General features: G+C 62.8%; 19 protein-coding genes. 15 read left to right on the top strand and 4 right to left on the bottom strand.

Going from position 1 to position 20,663, the window contains the following annotated elements; genetic code table 11:
- Window positions 1-83 precede the first annotated feature (83 nt).
- The gene (locus tag AC0Z8Z_RS06200) at window positions 84-2,456 is read left to right on the top strand and encodes a membrane-bound PQQ-dependent dehydrogenase, glucose/quinate/shikimate family (protein WP_485618436.1); all 2,373 of its coding nucleotides are present in this window, start codon (window positions 84-86) and stop codon (window positions 2,454-2,456) included.
- A 151-nt stretch (window positions 2,457-2,607) separates the two neighbouring features.
- On the opposite strand, the gene AC0Z8Z_RS06195 is transcribed toward AC0Z8Z_RS06200, so the two are convergent.
- Window positions 2,608-3,498 (bottom strand): LysR substrate-binding domain-containing protein, encoded by an 891-nt coding sequence (locus tag AC0Z8Z_RS06195; RefSeq protein ID WP_122537025.1) that lies wholly within the window; start codon window positions 3,496-3,498, stop codon window positions 2,608-2,610.
- Between the two features lie 222 nt (window positions 3,499-3,720).
- Between AC0Z8Z_RS06195 and AC0Z8Z_RS06190 the strand changes: the two genes are divergently transcribed.
- From AC0Z8Z_RS06190 to AC0Z8Z_RS06150, 9 genes are all read left to right on the top strand, one after another.
- A complete protein-coding gene (locus tag AC0Z8Z_RS06190) occupies window positions 3,721-4,797 on the top strand; it encodes an ABC transporter substrate-binding protein (RefSeq protein WP_485618435.1) in 1,077 nt (358 codons plus the stop codon).
- A gap of 102 nt (window positions 4,798-4,899) precedes the next feature.
- Window positions 4,900-5,973 (top strand): ABC transporter ATP-binding protein, encoded by a 1,074-nt coding sequence (locus tag AC0Z8Z_RS06185; protein ID WP_485618434.1) that lies wholly within the window; start codon window positions 4,900-4,902, stop codon window positions 5,971-5,973.
- Complete coding sequence (locus AC0Z8Z_RS06180) at window positions 5,960-6,832, top strand: ABC transporter permease (protein WP_485618433.1); 873 nt, start codon at window positions 5,960-5,962, stop codon at window positions 6,830-6,832. The genes AC0Z8Z_RS06185 and AC0Z8Z_RS06180 overlap by 14 nt, the downstream gene beginning before the upstream one ends.
- Before the next feature lie 6 nt (window positions 6,833-6,838).
- Window positions 6,839-7,636: an ABC transporter permease gene (locus AC0Z8Z_RS06175; RefSeq protein ID WP_122537028.1), complete on the top strand. Its 798-nt coding sequence runs from the start codon at window positions 6,839-6,841 to the stop codon at window positions 7,634-7,636.
- The gene (locus AC0Z8Z_RS06170) at window positions 7,633-8,775 is read left to right on the top strand and encodes an NAD(P)/FAD-dependent oxidoreductase (protein ID WP_485618432.1); all 1,143 of its coding nucleotides are present in this window, start codon (window positions 7,633-7,635) and stop codon (window positions 8,773-8,775) included. Before AC0Z8Z_RS06175 ends, AC0Z8Z_RS06170 begins: the two co-directional genes overlap by 4 nt.
- Window positions 8,765-9,148 (top strand): (2Fe-2S)-binding protein, encoded by a 384-nt coding sequence (locus AC0Z8Z_RS06165; RefSeq protein ID WP_205483393.1) that lies wholly within the window; start codon window positions 8,765-8,767, stop codon window positions 9,146-9,148. The genes AC0Z8Z_RS06170 and AC0Z8Z_RS06165 overlap by 11 nt, the downstream gene beginning before the upstream one ends.
- Window positions 9,145-10,539, top strand: coding sequence for an FAD/NAD(P)-dependent oxidoreductase (locus AC0Z8Z_RS06160; protein WP_485618431.1), 1,395 nt, complete (start codon window positions 9,145-9,147; stop codon window positions 10,537-10,539). The genes AC0Z8Z_RS06165 and AC0Z8Z_RS06160 overlap by 4 nt, the downstream gene beginning before the upstream one ends.
- A 22-nt stretch (window positions 10,540-10,561) precedes the next feature.
- Window positions 10,562-11,722: an NAD(P)/FAD-dependent oxidoreductase gene (locus AC0Z8Z_RS06155; protein ID WP_485618430.1), complete on the top strand. Its 1,161-nt coding sequence runs from the start codon at window positions 10,562-10,564 to the stop codon at window positions 11,720-11,722.
- A gap of 37 nt (window positions 11,723-11,759) precedes the next feature.
- Complete coding sequence (locus AC0Z8Z_RS06150; RefSeq protein ID WP_420793043.1) at window positions 11,760-12,110, top strand: RidA family protein; 351 nt, start codon at window positions 11,760-11,762, stop codon at window positions 12,108-12,110.
- Between the two features lie 60 nt (window positions 12,111-12,170).
- Here the strand turns inward: AC0Z8Z_RS06150 and AC0Z8Z_RS06145 are convergent, their stop codons facing one another.
- Window positions 12,171-12,413, bottom strand: coding sequence for a hypothetical protein (locus AC0Z8Z_RS06145; protein ID WP_172612191.1), 243 nt, complete (start codon window positions 12,411-12,413; stop codon window positions 12,171-12,173).
- A gap of 300 nt (window positions 12,414-12,713) precedes the next feature.
- Between AC0Z8Z_RS06145 and AC0Z8Z_RS06140 the strand changes: the two genes are divergently transcribed.
- The 5 genes from AC0Z8Z_RS06140 (at window position 12,714) to AC0Z8Z_RS06120 (ending at window position 18,910) form a co-directional block, all read left to right on the top strand.
- Window positions 12,714-13,256 carry a P-loop NTPase family protein gene (locus tag AC0Z8Z_RS06140; RefSeq protein ID WP_485618429.1) on the top strand — a complete coding sequence of 181 codons (543 nt, stop codon included), beginning with the start codon at window positions 12,714-12,716 and terminating at the stop codon, window positions 13,254-13,256.
- Between the two features lie 232 nt (window positions 13,257-13,488).
- Window positions 13,489-13,971 carry a (R)-mandelonitrile lyase gene (locus tag AC0Z8Z_RS06135; protein ID WP_485618428.1) on the top strand — a complete coding sequence of 161 codons (483 nt, stop codon included), beginning with the start codon at window positions 13,489-13,491 and terminating at the stop codon, window positions 13,969-13,971.
- Between the two features lie 158 nt (window positions 13,972-14,129).
- Entirely contained in the window at window positions 14,130-15,035 is a 906-nt protein-coding gene (locus AC0Z8Z_RS06130) for a LysR family transcriptional regulator (RefSeq protein ID WP_485618427.1), read from the top strand.
- A gap of 237 nt (window positions 15,036-15,272) precedes the next feature.
- Window positions 15,273-16,466 (top strand): MFS transporter, encoded by a 1,194-nt coding sequence (locus tag AC0Z8Z_RS06125; RefSeq protein ID WP_485618426.1) that lies wholly within the window; start codon window positions 15,273-15,275, stop codon window positions 16,464-16,466.
- Window positions 16,467-16,537: 71 nt separating this feature from the next.
- Window positions 16,538-18,910 carry a pyrroloquinoline quinone-dependent dehydrogenase gene (locus AC0Z8Z_RS06120; protein ID WP_485618425.1) on the top strand — a complete coding sequence of 791 codons (2,373 nt, stop codon included), beginning with the start codon at window positions 16,538-16,540 and terminating at the stop codon, window positions 18,908-18,910.
- 92 nt (window positions 18,911-19,002) lie between these two features.
- Here AC0Z8Z_RS06120 and AC0Z8Z_RS06115 read toward each other — a convergent pair whose 3' ends face one another.
- Window positions 19,003-19,398: a PA0061/PA0062 family lipoprotein gene (locus AC0Z8Z_RS06115; RefSeq protein WP_485618424.1), complete on the bottom strand. Its 396-nt coding sequence runs from the start codon at window positions 19,396-19,398 to the stop codon at window positions 19,003-19,005.
- Between the two features lie 187 nt (window positions 19,399-19,585).
- Window positions 19,586-20,110 carry a cyclophilin-like fold protein gene (locus tag AC0Z8Z_RS06110; protein WP_485618422.1) on the bottom strand — a complete coding sequence of 175 codons (525 nt, stop codon included), beginning with the start codon at window positions 20,108-20,110 and terminating at the stop codon, window positions 19,586-19,588.
- Between the last annotated feature and the right edge of the window lie 553 nt (window positions 20,111-20,663).

The raw sequence follows: 20,663 nt of genomic DNA, 5'->3' as shown, positions 1-20,663 counted from the left end.
TTGCGAACGGGTGGCTCGGACCTCCCGCTTTCGCCCACTTACCACCCGGGCGCCATCACCGGCCCCCACACGGAAAACCAACAATGATCTTGAGAGTGACTGGGGTGGTGATGGCGATTTTCGCCATTGCCCTGTTGTACATGGGTGCGCAACTGGTGGCCGCCGGCGGCTCGGCGGCGTACTCGATTATCGCCCTGGCGGTATTGGCCTCGGCGGTGCTGCTGATGCTGAAAAAGAAGTCGGCGCTGACGGTGTATGCGCTGCTGATGTGGGCGATTCTGATCTGGATCCTCTACGAGGTCGGCTTCGACAAATGGCAGTGGATTCCGCGCGGCGACCTGTTCGCACTGCTGGGTCTGTGGCTGGCGCTGCCGTGGGTGGTGCGTCCGCTGTACAAGGCACAGAACCCGGGCGACACGCGCCGCTTTCATCCGTTTCTGGGTGGCACTGTCGGGGTGATGATGCTGATCGTGCTGGCGGTGATGTTTTACGACCCGTACCCGGTAGCCGGCAAAATCGACGCCCCGCAGGCAGCGCGCAGCACGGGCGAAGCCGGTGATGACTGGGTCGCCTACGGCGGCACCAACAGCGGTCAGCGTTTCTCCAGCCTCGACCAGATCAACGCCGGCAACGTGAAGAAGCTTTCCGTGGCGTGGGAATACCACACCGGCGACCTGCGTGATGCCGCCAAAGACGCCGGTGAGTACACCTTCGAAGCCACGCCACTGAAGGTCAACAACCGGGTCTACTTCTGCACCGCGCACAACGAAGTGCACGCGCTGAACCCTGAAACCGGCACGCTGGACTGGAAGTGGGCGCCGGAGAAGAACCGCTCGTACCTGCAGCAGCACCAGACCTGCCGTGGCGTCAGCTACTACGCGCCGGCGGCAACCGCTGCGGCCGATTCCTCACCGAGCCAATGCGCCAAGCGCATCATCACCGCCACCGCAGACGCAAAACTGGTGGCCCTGGACGCTGACACCGGCACGCTGTGCAGCGATTTCGGCAACAACGGCGTGGTCGATCTCAGCGCCAACATGGGCGAGATCCGTCCCCATGCACTGATGCAGACCGCCGCGCCGCTGATCGCCGGCGACTTGGTCATCGTCGGCGGTTCGGTGATGGACAACGGCTACAACGACGGCAACCCGTCGGGTGTGATCCGTGCCTACAACGCCGTGACCGGTAAGCTGGTGTGGAATTTCGATCCGGCCAATCCTGAGGTGACCCAACCGATCGCAGCCGACCAGAACTACCCGCAGGACACGCCAGTGGCATGGGGCACGCTGAGCGCCGACATGAAAAATGGCCTGGTGTTTGTGCCGTTCGGCAACGCCTCGCCGGACGAACTCGGCATCAACCGTGATCCGAACAGCAACACGGAAAAATTCCGTGACACGCTGGTGGCGCTGGACCTGAACACCGGTGCGTTCAAGTGGAAATTCCAGTCCTCGAACAACGACCTCTGGGACCGAGATAACCCGTCGCAGCCGACCTTGATGGACGTGGGCAAGGAGGGCAGCAAGCAGCCAGCGCTGCTGTTGCCGACCAAAGTGGGCAACATTTTCGTGCTGAACCGACTGACCGGCGAGCCGATTGTCCCGGTCGATCAGGTCAAGGTGTCGACCCAGGGCGGCGTGCCGGGCGAGCATTTCGCGCCGACTCAACCGGTGTCGAAGATCAACTTCATCCCGGGAGCGCTGAGCGAAAAATCCATGTGGGGCCTGACGCCGTTCGATCAGATGTCCTGCCGGACCACTTATAACAAGCTGCGCTACGACGGTAATCCGTGGACGCCGAGCACCGAGCAAGGCTCGATTATCTTCCCGGGCAACATCGGGGCGTTCAACTGGGGCTCGGTGGCGGTTGATCCGGATCGGCAAATCCTCATCGCTGCGCCGGTGCGTCTGGCCTACACCTACAACCTGATCAAGCGCACTCCGGAAACCGCCGAGAAGCGGCTGTTCACCCAAGACGGCACGCCGTACTGGAACGAGAACTTCAAGGGCGATTACGCGATTCGCATCAAGCAATTCGCCTCGGAGCTGGGCGTGCCGTGCATCGCGCCGCCGTGGGGCCGCATGGTCGGGGTTGACCTGACCACCGGCAAAACCGAGTGGATGCGCCGCACCGGCACCACTAAAAACCTCAAGACCGCCTTCCTGCCGGGCCGCTTCCCGATTGGCTTCCCGATGGGCATGGTCGCCCACGGCGGTCCGCTGGTGACGGCGGGCGGCGTGGTGTTCCATGGCGCCACGGCGGACAACTTCATCCGCGCGTACGACATCAACACCGGTGACGTGCTCTGGGAGAAGGAGCTGCCAGCCGGCGGTCAGGCCACGCCTTCGACCTACCTGGGCAGCGACGGCAAGCAGTACGTCGTCATCTCGGCCGGCGGGCACGGCTCGCTCGGCACCACGTTAGGCGACAGCGTGATCGCGTTTCGTCTGGATTGATGGGCTGATCGTGTGACCAGGGCCGTGACGCAGTGGTGCGTCACGGCTTTTTTTGTGATGGCATCCCGCACATTCGAGGGTGCTCACACCGGCGTCTTCCCGGCTGAAGCCGGTCCTACAAAACTAATATTCAGCAGCATCCCCGTCAGCCCTAAAAAACAATGTTCCGGTAGAACGCCTTCAGCGTATCAACGAATTCTTCGGACAATTTCGTCCGCGTCTGGGCCGGTGCCCACATGACGTAGGTGGGGAAGAGGATCTGTGGCACGAACGGGCGGATGACGATGTCGCGGTGGCGGAAATCCCGGGCCACCAGCGGGTGGGCGAGGGTGATGCCCATGCCCAATGCCACCATCTCGCAATTGATCGCGCTGTACTGCGCCTCCACGGTCATGACCCGCTCCACGCCGGCCTGCTCGAACAGGCCGTCCACCAGCGCCCGGGTGCCGTCGCCGTGGCACAGCGAAACAAAGGTTTCGCCTTCCAGGTCGGTGAAGGTGATCTCTTTTTGGCTTGCCAATGGATGAGCCGCCGGCAGCACGCAGACCGCCGCCACTTCGCTGAGCAGCTCGATCTGCTGGCTGTCGACATCGCCGGGGTGCACCACAATCCCCACGTCGCAGAACTGCGACTTCACCCACTGCTCCACGGTGGGCGAGGAGTTCACGTGGAGGGAGACGGTCAGCTCCGGTCGCGTCTCGGTGAACGCCTTCAGCACTCGGGGAATCATGCTCAGCCCGGTCGACGGCACCGCCGCCACCCGCAAGCGCCCCGTCCCCAGGTTGCGGATGTTCTTCGCCGACAGCTTGAGGCTGTCCAGCCCGACGTAGGCCCGCTCGACCTCCTGAAAAAACGCCTGGCCCTCCTGGGTCGGAATCAACCTCACGCCGGCGCGCTTGAACAGGGTCAGCCCGGTGCTCAGTTCCAGCTGGGCGATCAGCCGGCTGATGTTGGGCTGAGAGGTAAACAGCACCTCCGCGGCAGCGGTCATGGAGCCTAGGCGCATGACGCTGCGGAAGGCTTCGATCTGTCTCAGGTTCATGGCGCGCTCCATATCAAATATGAATAACTAAGGCGGATATCCGTATTTGACCATATGAAGGAGCCGTCGCAATACTCGAACCCGCCACCCATAGCGCACATGAAGATGCGCCACCCCGCGATGGACTCGCCGGGAGCATGCACGCTGCATGCAAGGCTTCGGTTCATGCCGAAGCGACTGACGCATTGTTCGATCTGCCCCCATGCACTTCGGAGATAGTCTGTGAATAGCCTTGACCTTCCCTCAGCAGCACGACCGTTTCGTCCCTTCCATCGCAGTGCCGTGGCCATTGCCCTGACGCTCGCCGCCATGGGCAGTGCGCCGGCCTTCGCCGAGGCCACGCTGTACGTGGCCGGCGTCGGTGGCTCCACCGAGCAGATGTACAAGAACCGCGTCATCCCGGCCTTCGAAAAACAGCACAACGTCAAGGTCGTCTACGTCGCCGGCAACTCCACGGAAACCCTGGCCAAGCTGCAGGCGCAGAAGGGCCGTCAGCAGATCAACGTCGCGATGATGGACGACGGACCGATGTATCAGGCGTTGCAGATGGGCTTGTGCGAGAAGCTCACTGACGCGCCGATCTACAAGGACCTTTATCCGCTGGCGCGGCTGAGCCCTGAGGCCACGGGGATTGGCGTGGTGGCCACCGGCATCGGCTACAACGAAGAGGCCTTCAAGAAGCGCGGCTGGGCGGCACCGGATTCCTGGGAAAACCTCACCGACCCACGCTTCAAGCAATTGCTCGGCATGCCGCCGGTGACCAATACCTATGGCCTGCACACGCTGGTGGAAATGGCCCGGCTGAGGGGCGGCGGCGAGAAAAACATCGACCCCGGCTTCAAGGCGCTGAAGGATGAAATCGGCCCCAACGTGCTGGCGTGGGTCTCGGCCCCGGGCGAGATGGACGGCATGATGCAGAACGGCGACATCGTCATGGCGGTGTACGGCAGCGGTCGAGCCGTGGCGTTGCAGGGCACCGGCTTTCCGCTCAAATTCATCTACCCGAAGGAAGGCGGCATCGCCTTGCAGGTCGCCGCGTGCAGCGTGACCCCCAACGCGCAATCCGAACTGGCCCAGGCGTTCATTCAGTACGTGCTGTCACCAGAAGTGCAGGAAATCCAGGCGCGGGAGAATGGTTTTGCGCCGGTGAACCAGACCGTCAAGCTGCCGGATGATGTCGCCGCGCGCATGCCGTACGGGCCGGAGAAGGTCAACGCGCTGATCAAGGTCGATTGGGAAACGATCAACCCGCAGCGCAGCGAGTGGACCACGCGCTGGAACCGCACCGTCGAGCGCTAGCGTCACCGATCGCTTGCGCTGACTGACAGTCGCTGATCGACCTACGCGCCGATCTTCCCGAGCACCCTTCTGGAGACGCAGGTCCGCCTGCGTGGCACGCCCATGGCATTTCTCACCCTCGAAGGCATCGTCAAGACCTACGGCACATTCAGGGCCATTGACGGTTTAAACCTGGAAGTCCGGCACGGCGAGTTCATCGCCTTGCTCGGCCCGTCCGGGTGCGGCAAGACCACCACCCTGCAGTCCATCGCAGGCTTCGTGCAGCCCACCGAAGGCCGCATCGTCCTCGACGGCCGCGACATCACCCACGTGCGCCCCGAACAGCGCGGGCTGGGCATCGTCTTCCAGAGCTATGCGTTGTTTCCGCACATGACCGTGGCGCAGAACATCAGCTTCGGCCTGGAAATGCGCGGCGTGCCCAAGGCCGGGCGCAGCAAGCGGGTCGACGAGGCACTGGACCTGGTGCGGCTGGCCGGCCTCGGTGAGCGCTACCCGAAAGCCCTGTCGGGCGGTCAGCGCCAGCGTGTGGCGATTGCCCGCGCCCTGGCGATCCGGCCGAACCTGCTGCTGCTCGACGAGCCGATGTCCAACCTCGACGCCAAGCTGCGCGAAGAGATGCACATCGAGCTGCGGGCGATTCAGCGCGAGCTGGGCATCACCACCATTCTGGTGACCCACGATCAGGTCGAAGCGATGACCATGAGCGATCGCATCGCGGTGATGCAGAAGGGCCGCATCGTGCAGATCGACACGCCGTTCGAAGCCTACGAGCGGCCCCATTCGCCCTTCGCGTCGGCGTTCCTCGGCAAGACCAACGCTTTCGCCGGCGCGGTGCAATTGCGCAACGACCGATGCTGCCATGTGCAGGTCCACGACACACTGATGCACGTGCCCCACGAAGACCGCGCGCTGGGCAATGAGGTCAACGTCTACATTCGCCCGGAAAAAATCCGCTTGGTCGCGGTGGGCAGCGGGCGGTTTTCCGGGCGCGTCCGGCTGCGGGTGTTCCTCGGCAACCTATGGTTGATGGCGGTGGAAAGCCGCCTGGGGCTGGTGCACATGACCCTGCCGAACCTCGGCACGCCGCCGCCGGAGGAGGGCAGCGAGGTCGGGCTGGACTGGTCCGACGATGACCTGCGTCTGCTGGACCGGGAGGTCGCCCATGGCCAGGTATGACGCCGAACGGGTGGGCGTGGCGCCCTGGCTACTCAGCGGGCCGGCGTTACTGGTGTTCATCGCGCTGTTGCTGGCGCCTTTGCTGCTGACCGCCGTGCTGTCGTTGAACCTGTTCAGCGACACCGACGGCGTAGTCCCGAGCTACAGCCTTGGCAATTACCTGGAGGTGTTCAAGGACGATTACTTTCACGAGATTTTCCTGCGCACCGGCGGCATGGCGCTGGCCGTCACGGTCTTGTGCGTGCTGCTGGGCATCCCGGAAACCATCATCATTGCGCGCATGGCCCCGCGCTGGCGGTCGCTGTTCCTGCTGGTGGTGCTGGGGCCGCTGCTGATTTCCGTGGTGGTGCGGACCCTGGGCTGGGCGATTCTGCTGGGCAACAACGGCCTGATCAACGATGCGCTGCAAGCCCTGGGCATCACCGATCAACCGGTGAAAATGCTGTTCACTCAGGTCGGTGTGATCATTGCGCTGACCCACGTGCTGGTGCCGTTCATGGTCATTGCGGTCTGGGCAACCCTGCAACGGCTGGACCTTCAGGTCGAGTGGGCGGGCCTGTCCCTCGGCGCGTCGCGGCTGACGGTGTTCCGCCGGATCATCCTGCCGCAGATCATGCCCGGCGTTTTGTCCGGCTCGATCATCGTCTTCGCCCTGGCCGCTTCGGCCTTCGCCACCCCGGCGATCATCGGCGGTCGGCGCCTGAAAGTGGTGGCCACGGCCGCCTACGACGAGTTCCTCGGCACCCTCAACTGGCCCCTCGGCGCGGCCATCGCGATGCTCCTGCTGCTGGCGAATCTGATCATCATTCTGGGTTGCAGCAAACTGGCCGAGCGCCGGTTCAAGCAAGTCTTCGAGTAGCCGACCATGCACAAGAACGGATTTTTCTCGCTGCTGTTCCATGCCCTGTTCGTCACCTTCATCGTCGCGCCGCTGGTAGTGGTGATGGCCATGGCGTTCACCAGCAAGGGCTACCTGTCACTGCCCACTGACGGCCTGTCACTGCGCTGGTTTCGGGCGCTGGCGGACAACCAGGAAATGCTCGACGCCTTCGCCTTGTCGATCAAACTCGGCCTGGCGTCGGCGACCATTGCTGCACTGCTGGCGATTCCGGCGGCGCTGGCCATCAGCCGTTATGACTTTCCCGGCCGCGGCGCGGTGACCGGGTTTCTACTGTCGCCGCTGATGATTCCGTCGGTGGTGCTGGGCATCGCGTTCCTGCGCTTCTTTTCCCTGGCGCAGATCGGCGGCTCGTTTTGGGCACTGACCCTGACCCACGTGATTGTCGTGCTGCCCTATGCGCTGCGCCTGACGCTGGCCTCCACCATCGGTCTTGAGCGCGACATCGAGCAAGCGGCGCTGTCCCTGGGCGCCAGTCGCTGGACGGCGTTTTACCGGGTGGTGCTGCCGCGGATTCGCACCGGCGTGGTCGGTGGCTGGATGCTCGCATTCATCCAGAGCTTCGACGAACTGACCATGACCGTGTTCGTCGCAACCCCCGGTACCACCACGCTGCCGGTGGCGATGTACAACCAGATTTCCCAGACCATCGACCCTCTTATTACCGCGGTTTCAACGGTGCTGATCGTCGGCACCTTGCTGCTGATGCTGATATTGGACCGAATGGTCGGATTGGACCGGGTGTTGATTGGAGAAGGCAAATGAGCCAGGGCACACAGAGGGACACTCAGTCGGACGTGATCGTTATCGGCGGCGGGCTGGTGGGCACGGCAGTCGCCTACGGCCTGGCCCGCAGCGGTGCCGACACCGTGGTGCTGGACCAGGGCGACGATGCGTTTCGCGCCTCGCGGGGCAATTTCGGGCTGGTCTGGGTCCAGGGCAAGGGCCACGACCTGCCGGATTATTCGCGCTGGACGCAGTCGTCGGCGACCCGCTGGCCTGACTTCGCTCGGGCCCTGATGGCCGACAGCGGCGTAGACGTGCAGCTCCACCAGCCCGGTGGCTTCCATATGTGCTTCAACGACGAGGAGTTGATCGAGCGGCAATCGCGTCTGCAAACCCTGCAGGACGCCCTTGGCGATTACCCGTTCCAGATGCTCGACGCCGCTGAGCTCAAAGCGCGCCTGCCGTTGATCGGCCCGTCTGTGGTGGGCGCCAGCTACACACCCCTGGACGGCCACGTCAATCCATTGAAGCTGTTGCGCGCGCTGCACACCTCGGCCCAAGCCAAAGGCGCGCGGTTTTACGGCGGCATTCAGGTGGATCGCATCGACGGCGCCACCGGTGAGTTCTGCGTCACCGCCGGACATCAACGCTTCATCGCGCCAAGAGTGGTGCTCGCTGCCGGGCTGGGCAATCCAGGGCTGGCCCGGCAAGTGGGCCTGCATGCGCCGGTGGCGCCCAATCGTGGCCAGGTCCTGGTGAGCGAGCGGGTCCGGCCGTTTCTCGACCACCCGACGGTCCATGTCCGGCAAACCGACGAAGGCACCGTTCAGCTGGGCGACTCCATGGAGGAGGTGGGCTACGACGACAGCACCTCCACCCAGGTGCTCGAAGCCATCGCCCGGCGTGGGGTCGCGACGTTTCCGCTGTTGCGGGAGGTGCGGCTCATCCGGGCCTGGGCGGCGCTGCGCGTCCTGAGCCCCGACGGCTTCCCCATTTATCAGCAATCGGCCAGCCACCCCGGCGCCTTCGTGGTGACCTGCCACAGTGGCGTGACCCTGGCCGCTGCCCACGCCCTGCGCATCGCGCCGTGGGTGATGGGTGGCGCCATGCCTGACGAACTCGGCGCGTTCGCCGGCGAGCGTTTCCTGACTGACAAGGTGTTTTCCCATGCGCACTGATCCGCTGTTTCAACCGGTCACGAGTGAAGTCAGGTCGACGCGAACTGTCAGCCTCAGCTTCAACGATCAAGCCTTTGAGGTGCCGGCGGGCATCAGCGTCGCGGCGGCACTGCTCATGTCGGGCATCAACCGTTTCCGCGCGACGCCGGTGAGCGAATCGCCCCGGGCGCCGTATTGCATGATGGGCGTGTGCTTCGAGTGCCTGGTGGACATCGACGGCGTGCCCAATCGCCAGAGCTGCCTGATCGAAGTGGCGGAGGGCATGCGCATCCGCTCCCAGGAAGGCGCACGGGACCTGATTTTTCAGGCCGGCAACGTGCAAACCGGCAATGAGCAAACCGCCAGTGTGCAGACCGTCGAGGTGCAGTCATGAATGATCATTTTGGAGGTGGCGTGGAGGCTGTGGACGTGGTGGTCGTGGGCGCAGGTGCCGCCGGCATGGCAGGCGCCGTGGCCCTGGCCGGGCTTGGCTTGCAGGTGGTGTTGCTCGACGAGCAGGGCAGCCCGGGCGGGCAGATCTATCGCGGCATCACCCTCGCGCCGCTGTCGCGAAGGGACCTTCTCGGCGCGGATTACGCCCATGGCAACGTGTTGGCTCAGGCCCTGGCGTCGTCATCGGTGCGCTATGAACAAGCCGCGGCGGTCTGGCAGGTGACCCGGGATCATCAGGTCAGCTACCTGCGCGACGGGCGTCTGCGCACCCTGCAAGCCAAGGCCGTTTTGCTCGCCACTGGCGCCATGGAACGACCGTTTCCGATTCCGGGCTGGACCCTGCCCGGCGTCATGAGCGCAGGCGCCGCGCAGATTCTGCTGAAAAGCGCAGGTCTCGCGCCGACCGAGCCGGTGGTACTGGCCGGGTGCGGCCCGCTGTTGTACCTGCTGGGCTGGCAATACCTGCGCGCGGGCGTGCCGATCAAGGCCTTGGTCGACACCACGCGCCCCGAAGATTACTGGCGCGCACGGCGGCATCTGTTCGCAGCGTTGCGTGCCTGGCCGTATTTGCGCAAGGGCCTGGAGCTGATGCGCAGTCTGCGCAGCGCGCGCATCCCGCACCACACCGGCGCCGAGCAACTGGCGATCGAGGGTGACGAAGCCGCCACTGTGTTGACCTTCACCGTCGGCGGCCAGGCTCAGCGTATCGCCGCGCGCTGCATACTGCTGCATCAAGGCGTGGTGCCGAACATTCAATTCAGTCAGTCGTTGCGCGCACGCCATCACTGGGATGTGGACCAACTGTGCTTCAGTCCGGTGATCGATCCCTGGGGTGAGCTGGACGTGCCGGGGATGTTCGTCGCCGGTGACGGCGCCGGCATCGGCGGGGCTCAGGCCGCGGCCGTGCAGGGCGAGTTGGCGGCGCTGGGCATTGCCCGACGGCTGGGCACGCTGGATGCGGGTCAGCGTGATCAGCGAGCCGATGGATTGCGCGAGAAGCTGGCGTTGAACCTGCGTATTCGGCCGTTTCTCGATGCGCTGTATCAGCCGAAGGAAGCGAACCGCATTCCCGCCGATGAGGTCATCGTCTGCCGCTGCGAGGAAGTCACGGCGGGGGACCTGCGTAAGTTCGTCGCCCTGGGCTGCGCCGGCCCCAATCAGGCCAAATCCTTCGGCCGCTGTGGCATGGGGCCCTGTCAGGGCAGGATGTGCGGGCTGACGGTGACGGAGGTGATCGCCAAGGCTCGCGCCGTGTCGGCGGCGGAAGTGGGTTATTACCGCATTCGTCCGCCGATCAAGCCCATCACGCTGGGGGAACTGGCTGGTGAGTGAGGCGCGGGCAAGACACAGCGACGTGCTGGTGATAGGCGGCGGCATCCATGGCTTGAGCACCGCACTGCATCTGGCTCAGCGTGGCGTTGAGGTCACGGTGCTCGAGGCTGATTACTGCGGCCGTCATGCCTCCGGGGTCAACGCGGGCGGAGTACGAACCCTGGGCCGTCACGAGGCAGAAATCCCGCTGGCGCTGTCGTCCCGCGAACTCTGGCACGACCTTGTCCAGACGCTGGGCGACGACGGCGGTTTCGTGCCCAGCGGCCAGCTCAAGCTTGCGGAAACCGCTGCAGAACTCGACGAGTGCCGCCAGCGCGTCGAGCACTTGCAGCGTCTGGGTTTCACCCACGAAGTACTGATCGACGCTCAACAGGTGTTCGAGATCATTCCCACCGTCGCCCGGCATGTGGTGGGCGGCATCTGGGTCAAGGGTGACGGCTACGCCATTCCCTACAAAACCGTGACGAGTTTTCGGCTGGCCGCAGAGAAGCTCGGCGTGAAAGTGCTTGAAACGACGCCGGCGCAGCGCATCGAGCAACGCGGCAGCGGCTGGCAGGTCACCACGCCCGCCGGGGTTTTCAGCGCCGGGCACCTGGTGATCACCGCCGGTGCCTGGGCGAGGGAGATGGCAGAGCAAGTTGGTGAATCGGTGCCGGCACACCCCGAAGGCCTGATGCTGATGGTGACCCACCGCGTAGCGCCGTTCTGCGCGCCAGTGCTGGGGGCGACCGGTCGCTCGCTGTCGTTCAAGCAATTCGCCAACGGCACGGTGGTGATTGGCGGCAAGCTGATTGGCAGTGTGGATTTCCCGGCGCGCCATGGTGAAGTGGATCTGGCGCGCCTGGGCATCAGCGCGAGGACCGTCACCGACCTGTTTCCCCACCTCAAGCACCTGGGCGTCAACCGTGTCTGGGCTGGCGTCGAAGCGTTTACCGCTGACGACTTGCCGGTGATTGGCGCCAGCCGCAAAGCCAGCCATCTCAGTTATTCGTTCGGCTTCTGCGGCAGCGGTTTCCAGATGGGCCCCGGCACCGGCAAGCGTCTGGCGCAGCAGATCCTTGGCGAGCACTCGGACATTTCGCTGGAGGCGTTCGACATAGGACGTTTTGATACCGCAGGGCTCGATGAGACGCGTTCAAGCGGCTCCCACATCCCGACACACTTACCTTTAGTTGCCCGTTAATTCCTCACACCCTCCCAACACATCAGGAGTTCACATGCTGGAAATCAATCGTATCGAAACCAACCAACGCATGAGCCGTGTCGTGCAGTGCAATGGCTTTACCTTCCTCGGCGGCCAGACCGCAACGGACCGCTCCCTCGACATCAAAGGGCAGACCGCGCAAGTGCTGGAGAAAATTGACAACTACCTGGCCAAGGCAGGCCTGGACAAGACGCGGATTCTCACCGCCCAGGTCTGGCTCTCGGACATCGCGGCGAATTTCGCGGGTATGAATGAAGTCTGGGACGCTTGGGCACCGGAAGGGCACGCACCCGCGCGGGCCACGGTGGAATCACGTCTGGCAGCGCCGGATTTGCTGGTGGAAATCACAGTGGTTGCGGCGGGCTGAATCAGCTGCTGCAGGAATGAACAGCGCCGGGCCGGGTTATCCCCGGCCCGGCGCTGTCGCTCAAGGGCGGACAGACGCTTCGGCGGAGTTCGTTACCAGGTGGTTCTGGGTAGCGCGGCGCTGCTGGGTGATCAACACCTGTGGCACCGACGAACAGCGGTATTTGATGCCCTTTCGGGTCGGCATCACGGCAACACTCTCCATGCACTCCGCCCGGCTCGAATACGCGGTCGGCTGGCTCTCGTCCAGACATCCTTCCGCACCGGAACACATCGTCATTACAACCACAAAAATGCTCTTCATTGCTCACATTCCTTTTAGGCAAATCACGGCGCGGGACAGCGGGTGTGTGGCGATTTTGAGGGGTGGTGATGGCAGAAGGCAATGGCGGTTCAGTGCATTTCGTCGGGAATATGACGCTTTTGGATTTTTTGTGGATTAGCACCTCGCTTGGTAGTCGGTAAATTGACGTCACGTTTTTTAAAAGGGTTCGATTTGTTTAAACCTGCAGCCAGTTCTTCGGCGGTTCCAGAGCATTAAGCAGGTCAGATCCCCTCAAACATCTTTAAACTTCAGCCAGTTTTTTCGCCGAGGGGGGCTCACATGCAGCGGGTCATGATTGTGGGGCAGCCGGGGTCTGGCAAAAGCACGTTGGCCCTGAGATTGGGCCAGCTGACCGGGATTCCCGTCGTTCACATCGACACCATTCATTGGCAACCTCGGTGGGTCGAGCGGAGCGCGGCGGAGAAGACTCGCCTGTGTCTTGAGGTTGAAGCCCGCGATCAGTGGATTTTTGAAGGGGGACACTCGATCACGTGGCCCCACCGCGTTGGCCGGGCGGATCTATTGGTATGGATTGATCGTTCAACGGCGCTGCGATTCTGGCGCGTGCTGGTCCGCGCCGTGAGGCACCTGGGACGGACTCGGCCAGACCTTCCCGAGGATTGCCCGGAGCAGCTTGGCAAACTTGGAGAGTTATTCCGGTTCATGTGGACGACCCGCAAGGTGTCGCGGGCAAAGATGCAGAAACTCGCAGCAACGGCGCCACCGGGATGCCGAGTAGTCCGACTGCGCTCAAACCGACAGACCCGCAGGTTTCTCACGACAATAGAGGCAGGGGGTGCTTACTCTCTCAATGGGTTCTGATTCATGCGCGCAGCGGCGGGTATTCAGTGCCGAACCGCGCAGCGAACCACAGGTGCGCACGCGCCTGGTTGTCGCGTAAGGCCAGATCGATGAGGGCGGAGGCGGTCAGGTTCCATTTCCGAACAGGGATTCATGAGCATCGCTCACTGCTGTTTGTCACAGGGCCCTGTAGTACATCGGTAACGCGTGAATTAGGTTGAAGGCTAAACCTCTTTCACCCAGGAGCTCGCCCATGAACGCAGTTGCAGCACTCTCGACACTGGTGATGATGCTGATGGTCGCCAACGCTCAGGCGGACGGCAGCACGCCCGCCATGACGCTGGTCCCGAACGGCTCGCAAGCCTCGATTCTCGGGAGCCCGGCGATGTTTGTCGGCACGGTGCGCATCGATCCATTGGTCTCCGCGAATGAGCCGTCCCGGGTCTCGGCGGCCTATGTCACGTTCGGGCCCGGCGCGCGTTCCGCCTGGCACACGCACCCGTTGGGGCAAACGCTGGTGGTGACCGCAGGCACGGGCTGGGTTCAGCAGCAAGGCGGGGAGAAACAGGTGATTCGTCCGGGGGACGTAATCTGGACGCCGCCGGGCGTCAAGCATTGGCACGGCGCCACGGCACAGACAGGCATGACCCACATGGCGATCCAGGAATTTCTCGATGGCAAGAATGTGGAATGGATGGAGCCCGTTTACGATGCCCAGTACGAGGCCTCCCGGTGATCCTTGCCCGACACGCGTTGACTGCTGAGTGATGCTCAGCTCACTTATGACCTGCGCTCATCCAAAGAACGCAGCGAACGCGGATATACTCCGCCCAATCCGCGTGTTCGGGATCAACCCGTCCCTTGCCGTTCGAGACGCCCTTGCGTAGGTAGATGATGCAGCTCACCCGTGCCAACCTCGCCGATTTCATGTACTTCCTGGCCGTTGCCCGGCATTTGAGTTTCAGCCGTGCGGGATTAGAGGTCGGCATCAGCCCGTCGGCCCTCAGTCATGCGATTAAGGCGCTGGAAGCCAGGCTTGGCGTGCGCCTGTTGAACCGGACCACCCGCAATGTCACCTTGACCGCTGCCGGTCAGGAGCTGCTGGCGTCGATTCGTGAACCCATCGACCGCATCGACCAGGCGATGGACGTGCTCAACCGCTATCGGGACGAGCCGACGGGGAGGATCAGGCTGAATGTGTTCAGCGATGCCGCGCTGTTGCTGCTGGCGCCGGTATTACCGCTGTTCGGTGAGCGTTACCCGGACATCGAAGTGGATATTTCGATCTCCAACAGCATGGTCGATGTCGTGGAAGGCGGCTTCGACGCCGGCATGCGCTTTGGCGCAACGGTGCCTGAAGGGATGATCGCGCACCGCCTGTCCCCGGACGTGCGCTGGGTGGTCGCCGGCACGTCCGACTACCTGCGCAAATGGGGCACCCCCGTTCACCCTGAAGACCTGAAGCAACATCGCTGCCTCAAGTTCAAGGTCGGCACCGGCAAGATATACGACTGGGAGTTCGAAAAAGAGGGCGTGCAGCTCGCGGTCCCGGTGTTCGGTGGCGTGATTCTCGACGAGACGCGGATAGCGATTGCACTGGCCTGCGAAGGCAGTGGACTGATATACGCCGCTGAACCGATCCTCGCGCCTTACGTGAAAAGCGGTTCCCTCGAGTTGGTGCTCGAGGACTGGGCGTGCGTGAGTCCGGGTTTCCACATCTACTACTCCAGCTATCGCCAGCAACCGCTGGGGCTGCGCCTCCTGATCGACATGATCCGGGATATTGCCCCGCTGGGTTGATCCGCAACGGCTCAAACCGGGACGCCTGACGCTTTCCCGGCTAAAGCCGGTCTAACAGGGTGCTCTCGATTCCCGTCATTAATGAGTAATGCTCATCACCGCATCACACGCACCCCGATAGGCGAGGGCTGACGTCGCCTGTACCGTGACGCCACTCAATCCATCAAAACCGGCGCTCGTCGCACATCACCCTGGCGTGAGGCGATTGCACGGGCCGGACACGTGTCGAGGGCATCAATGCGTACTGCTGAGCTACAAAGAGCCGAGCCTGAAATAGCCAGGCCTGATCGAGGTGTGTGGAGCGCCGTAGGGGCAATGGCCATGTGTGTGGCCATGCTCATCTCATCCGAATTCATGCCGGTCAGCCTGCTGACACCGATTGCCTCCGACCTCGGCGCGACCCAGGGGATGGCCGGCCAGGCGATCTCGATTTCGGGACTGTTTGCCGTCTTCACCAGCCTGTTCATGTCGGTCATCGCCGGGCGCATTGATCGTCGGTACGTGTTGATCGGCTTGACCAGTCTGATGCTGGCCTCGCTGATCCTGATTGCCGAGGCGCCGAGCTTCCTGGTCCTGATGATTGCGCGCGCCGTGCTGGGGATCGCCATCGGCGGGTTCTGGGCACTGTCGACGGCGACCGTCATGCGGCTCGTCCCGTCCGACACCGTGCCCAAAGCCCTCGGCATCATTTTCACCGGCAACGCCATTGCCACGGCATTTGCGGCACCCATCGGCAGCTACCTGGGCGGCATCATCGGCTGGAGAGGCGTGTTCTGGGGGCTGGTCCCGCTGGTGCTGATCAACCTGCTGTGGCAGTGGATCAGCCTTCCGTCGATGCCGCCCAAGTCGGCGGGCTCGGTCCGTCAACTGTTCGCGCTGCTGCGTCGTCGCCACGTGGCGTTCGGCATGATGGCGGTGATGTTGACCTTCGCAGGTGCGTTCTCTGCGTTCACCTACTTTCGGCCGTTCCTTGAAACCTACACGCACGCGACCACCCCGCAGCTGTCGCTGTTCTTGCTGGGGCTCGGTGTCGCGGGTTTTGCCGGCACCTATGCGGGTACGGCGCTGGTGAACGAGCGGATGTATGCGCTGTTGCGATGGCTGCCATTGCTGCTGGCGGCGGTGACGCTGTTGATGCTGCTGTTCGGCCACCTCAAGCCTGGCGTCGCCGTGGCGATGATTTGCTGGGGCGGGCTGAACGCCGCGATTCCAGTGGCCTGGTCAACCTGGCTCAGCAAAAGCGTCAGTGATGACCCGGAAAGTGGCGGCGGCTTGCTGGTTGCGGCGATTCAGCTGTCGATCATGGTCGGTGGCGCCTTGGGTGGCTTGCTGCTGGATCACGTTTCCATTGCCGCGACATTCATTGGCGCGGCCGCATTGCTGGTGCTGGGCGCCTTGATCGTCGGTAACGGCAATCGCTTGCGCGGCTGAATCCGGCTGCGAAGCCCAGCCCAGCCTCGACCGCAGCACAACAGACCATCACAGACAGGCACATCATGCGCATGGAAAACAGAACAGCCCGACTCTTCAGGCAGGGCGTTGGCGGGTTATTGGCTATTTTGGGTGTCGCCATGACGCTGGGCGGTGCCGTGTTGCTCAGTGACGGCGGATCTGCCTGGTACGGGGTGGCAGGCATCGTCTGGGTGATCTGCGCCATCGGCGTGTTCCGGCGCGACCATCGCGTCATCCCGTTCTACGGAATGTTGCTTGCCGCGACGGTGGCATGGAGTGTCTGGGAGGTCGGGTTCGAGGGCTGGCAATTACTCCCAAGGCTCGGACTGCCTGTGCTGCTCGCCGTTCTGCTGGTGGCCAGCACCGTGGGGCTTCGAGCTCTGCGCCGATCGGCCTGGCTCGGCTCGCTGGCAGTGTTGACCGTGAGCGTGGCGGTGGGCGCTGTGCTGCATGGCCCGTCGGGCGACGCGTCCGATCCGCTGCTGCGCGCAGGTGTATCGAGCAGTTATCCCCCGGCGAACGGCATGACCGAGGCGGCCGCTCGCCAGGATTGGCCCGTTTTCGGCAATGATCAGGGCGGCACACGGTTCAGCCCGCTGACGCAGATCACGCCCGACAACGTCCAGCAATTGCAAGTCGCCTGGGAAGCTGAGACAGGCCCTATGGGGCCGGGACCGGAGGGTGGTCTGGAAGTGGTGCCGATCATGGTCGGCGATACGCTTTATGCCTGTAACGATCAGAATCGCGTCACTGCCCTTGATGCGGAAACCGGCAACGAGCGCTGGCATCAGGACATTTCAGGCGGCACGGCGGCATCCGGCAAACCCTGCCGAGGCGTCGCCTATTACCAGGTGCCTAATGCCGAGGGACCCTGCGCTCAACGGATCATCGCACCCAATCAAATGCCCGGGCTGGTGGCCCTTGATGCGCGTACTGGCGAGTTCTGCGAGCACTTCGGCGACAAGGGTTTCGTCGACCTGCGAGAGGGCATCAAGGCCTACCCCCACGGCCTGTATTACGTCAGCTCGGCGCCGCAAATCATTCGCGGCAAGGTGGTCGTCGGGGGCGGAATTCCGGACGGTCAGTACTGGGGCGGGCCGTCCGGAGTCATCCGCGCTTTCGATGCCGAGACCGGCCAACTGGCATGGGCCTACGACTCCGAGCAGCCTGATCGTAAGGGTGCTCCGCCCAGTGGCGAGGTTTACTCACCGTCCTCACCGAACAGCTGGGCACCAATCAGCGCCGATGAAACCCTCGGCCTGGTCTATCTGCCCATGGGCAATGCAACCCCCGACAACTTTGGCGGTTTGCGTCGGCCGGGTGACGATCAGGTCTCCAGCTCCGTCATTGCGCTGGACGCTGAAACCGGTCGGTTGCGCTGGGATTTCCAGACCACCCATCACGACATCTGGGATTACGACGTGCCGGCTCAGCCGACCCTGGTGGATTTGCCCGTGGACGGCGTCATCCGCCATGCGCTGATTCAGGCGACCAAGCGAGGCGAGGTCTTCGTTCTCGATCGAGAGACGGGCACACCGATTGCGCCCGTTCAAGAGCAGGCAGTGCCTCAGGGCGGGATAGCAGAGGGCGAGCGGTTGTCGGCGACTCAGCCTGCGTCGATCGGCCTGCCGGCGTTTCGCCAGCCGACGCTGCAGGAACGTGACATGTGGGGCATTACCCCGCTGGACCAGATGCTGTGCCGGATTCAGTTTCGCCAGTCTCGCTACGAGGGGCACATGACGCCGATTACCCTGGGCAAGCCCGTGCTGATCGCGCCAGGTTCGGCCGGAGGGATCAATTGGGGCGGTGTGTCGGTGGACCTCGACCATGGCGTGATGGTCGTCAACTGGCTGCGAATGGTGGACCGCGTCGAACTGGTCAGCCGGGAGGAGGCGGTTAAACGCAAGTTCAGGCTGTCGGACGGCCAGAGCCCGGGCGGTGATGCCCAGCGGCCCATGCTCAACACGCCTTACGGCGCGTACGGCACCACTTTCCTGTCCGTACTCGGCACGCCCTGCAATGCGCCGCCGTGGGGACTGATTTCGGCAGTGGACCTGGCCAGCGGCAAACTGCTCTGGTCCAGACCGCTGGGGACGGCAAGAGACACCGGCCCGCTGGGCATCCCGTCGATGTTGCCCGTGACGGTGGGTACGCCGATGACCGGCGGCTCGGTCAGCACCCGCAGTGGTCTGATCTTCATTGCAGCGACCGCCGAACGCACGATTCGCGCACTGGATGTGCACAGCGGTGAAGAGCTCTGGTCGGCGCGGCTGCCGGGCGCAGGCAATGCGAGCCCCGTGACTTATATCGGCCCCCACAGCGGCAGGCAGTTCGTGGTGATTGCGGCAGGGGGCAAGAAGTCGCTCAAAACGCGGCTGAGCAACACGATTGTGGCGTTCGCATTGCCGGCGCCCAAACCCTGAAACGGCAGCGTGGCACCCACACATTTGCTGGGTGCCACGCTCGACGGGTTCAGTTCCTAGTGCCTGCCGGACCGATTGGCTGGATTGGCTGATTAAAGGCAAGGCACCTTGCCGGCTTGAGCCACCGCAACGCCTCGACTGTCCAGCAGCGACACCGTGACCTCTGCATCCGCTCGGCTCTGTACCAACGTGTAGCGCTCATCGGCCGCAAATCCGTCGTAGTCCAGCGTTGCCGTGCAGCGACGATGACTGTTCTGATACCCGATCATCACAATCCCCAGTTCCATCGAATGCCTGCCTGGCGAAACAATGATGTGATTCAAACTGTTGACCTGATTTCCGTTGAGACGTCTTGCGATCATGTCGTCTCCTGCGTGGGCCTCAATGTGGACGATGGACTTTCCAGGTTCAGCGCGCGGTGTTCCAGTGGTACAGCCGGCTATGACCGCGACAGACACTAAGGTTGTCGCAAAAGTAGGTAATTTCATGGGATGGCCGTTCATTAATTGGTTAATGTCTTTAAATATTTAACGCGCACAACGCTTCGCCCGCGGCGCTCGACATGACGGCAGGCGCCGTCACTCAAGAATCGCAACGTGAGTGCTTTCGTTATAAAAACGATATCCACCGGTGGGCCGTCAAAAAGCGCAGCCGTTTGAGAAAAATCGTCTGACGTTATTGTTTTGAAAAAGTGATGCGTACTGCATCGCTGCCAAAGACGCGGGCCAGTTCGGCGGCATTGTCGATGCGGCCCAAACGAGTGTAGGAATAGGGCGATGAGAAAGTAGCGTAGAACGCGACCAGCGTGCGTGACCCGTACAGCATCAGATCGCCGCTGTGGATCGTGCCGGGGCGAATCGTACTTGTCGGCAGCGATGTCGGCAGTTCGGCGTGTTTCTCGTTGTTGTTCAGATCAGGCATGTCGATGGAGAATGGGAGCAGGGCGGCAAATGCCCGTGCCGCTTGTGTATCCGCCAGGGTGATCGCGAAGCGCGTGTCGCGAACCGTCATCCAGATACGGGATGCTGGAAGCTGCGTGGTGGCTGACGTGGCCGCGGGAGCAGGGCCCACGGGGGTCGCAGGCGAGGCATTGCTGTCGCTCAACGCTGTCAGGCCCAACAGCATTCCGAAGGCCCGCGTCAGTTCCCTCGCGCCCCCGACATGAGCTTGGGTGAATAGGGCGAATCGTTTGTCGCGCATCCTGTGGGCACCTTATGCAGTAGGGTGATTCGGAGAAAGTTAATCAGCCGTGATGGAGTAAGTGGTCAGCGATCTCATTGCTTTCGCGTCCAATCCCCATCGGATACCTGCCGTCACAACACTCTACGTCGGGGTATTGGCCTGAACCATACGGCTCTCCAGAATGCTTTTATGAACAAACTTCACCAATGCCGGAAAGTTGCAGGGCAGGGCTCGCCAGTTGCCCGGGGAAGCGCGTTTCAATCTCCAGACTTTTATATAAGTCTTAATCAGGATGTTGACGATGGTCGATCTTTGCCGGGCCCTCATCCCATCATCCTGCCAATGCGATAGCAGGGAGTTCGGACACTCCGCGCATCGTGCCGCAACAAAAAAGTCTACGATTTTGCACGTTGGAATTACTCTCAATCGGGTCATCGTGGCCGGCGGTTACAAGGAGCGCAGGCATCTTCAGCGTCACGCGACGGTCATAAACCGGACGGAAGGCAGAGGGGGATGACTCAAGTTGTGACGCACTGGGCAGATAACCGTGATGTCAGTTACATAAGCAAGT

It is taken from the genome of Pseudomonas sp. 1L-C-7-B-C1 (assembly GCF_057291635.1).
The sequence above is the reverse complement of the archived record's forward strand: the minus strand, read 5'-3'. Positions and strand labels throughout refer to the sequence as shown.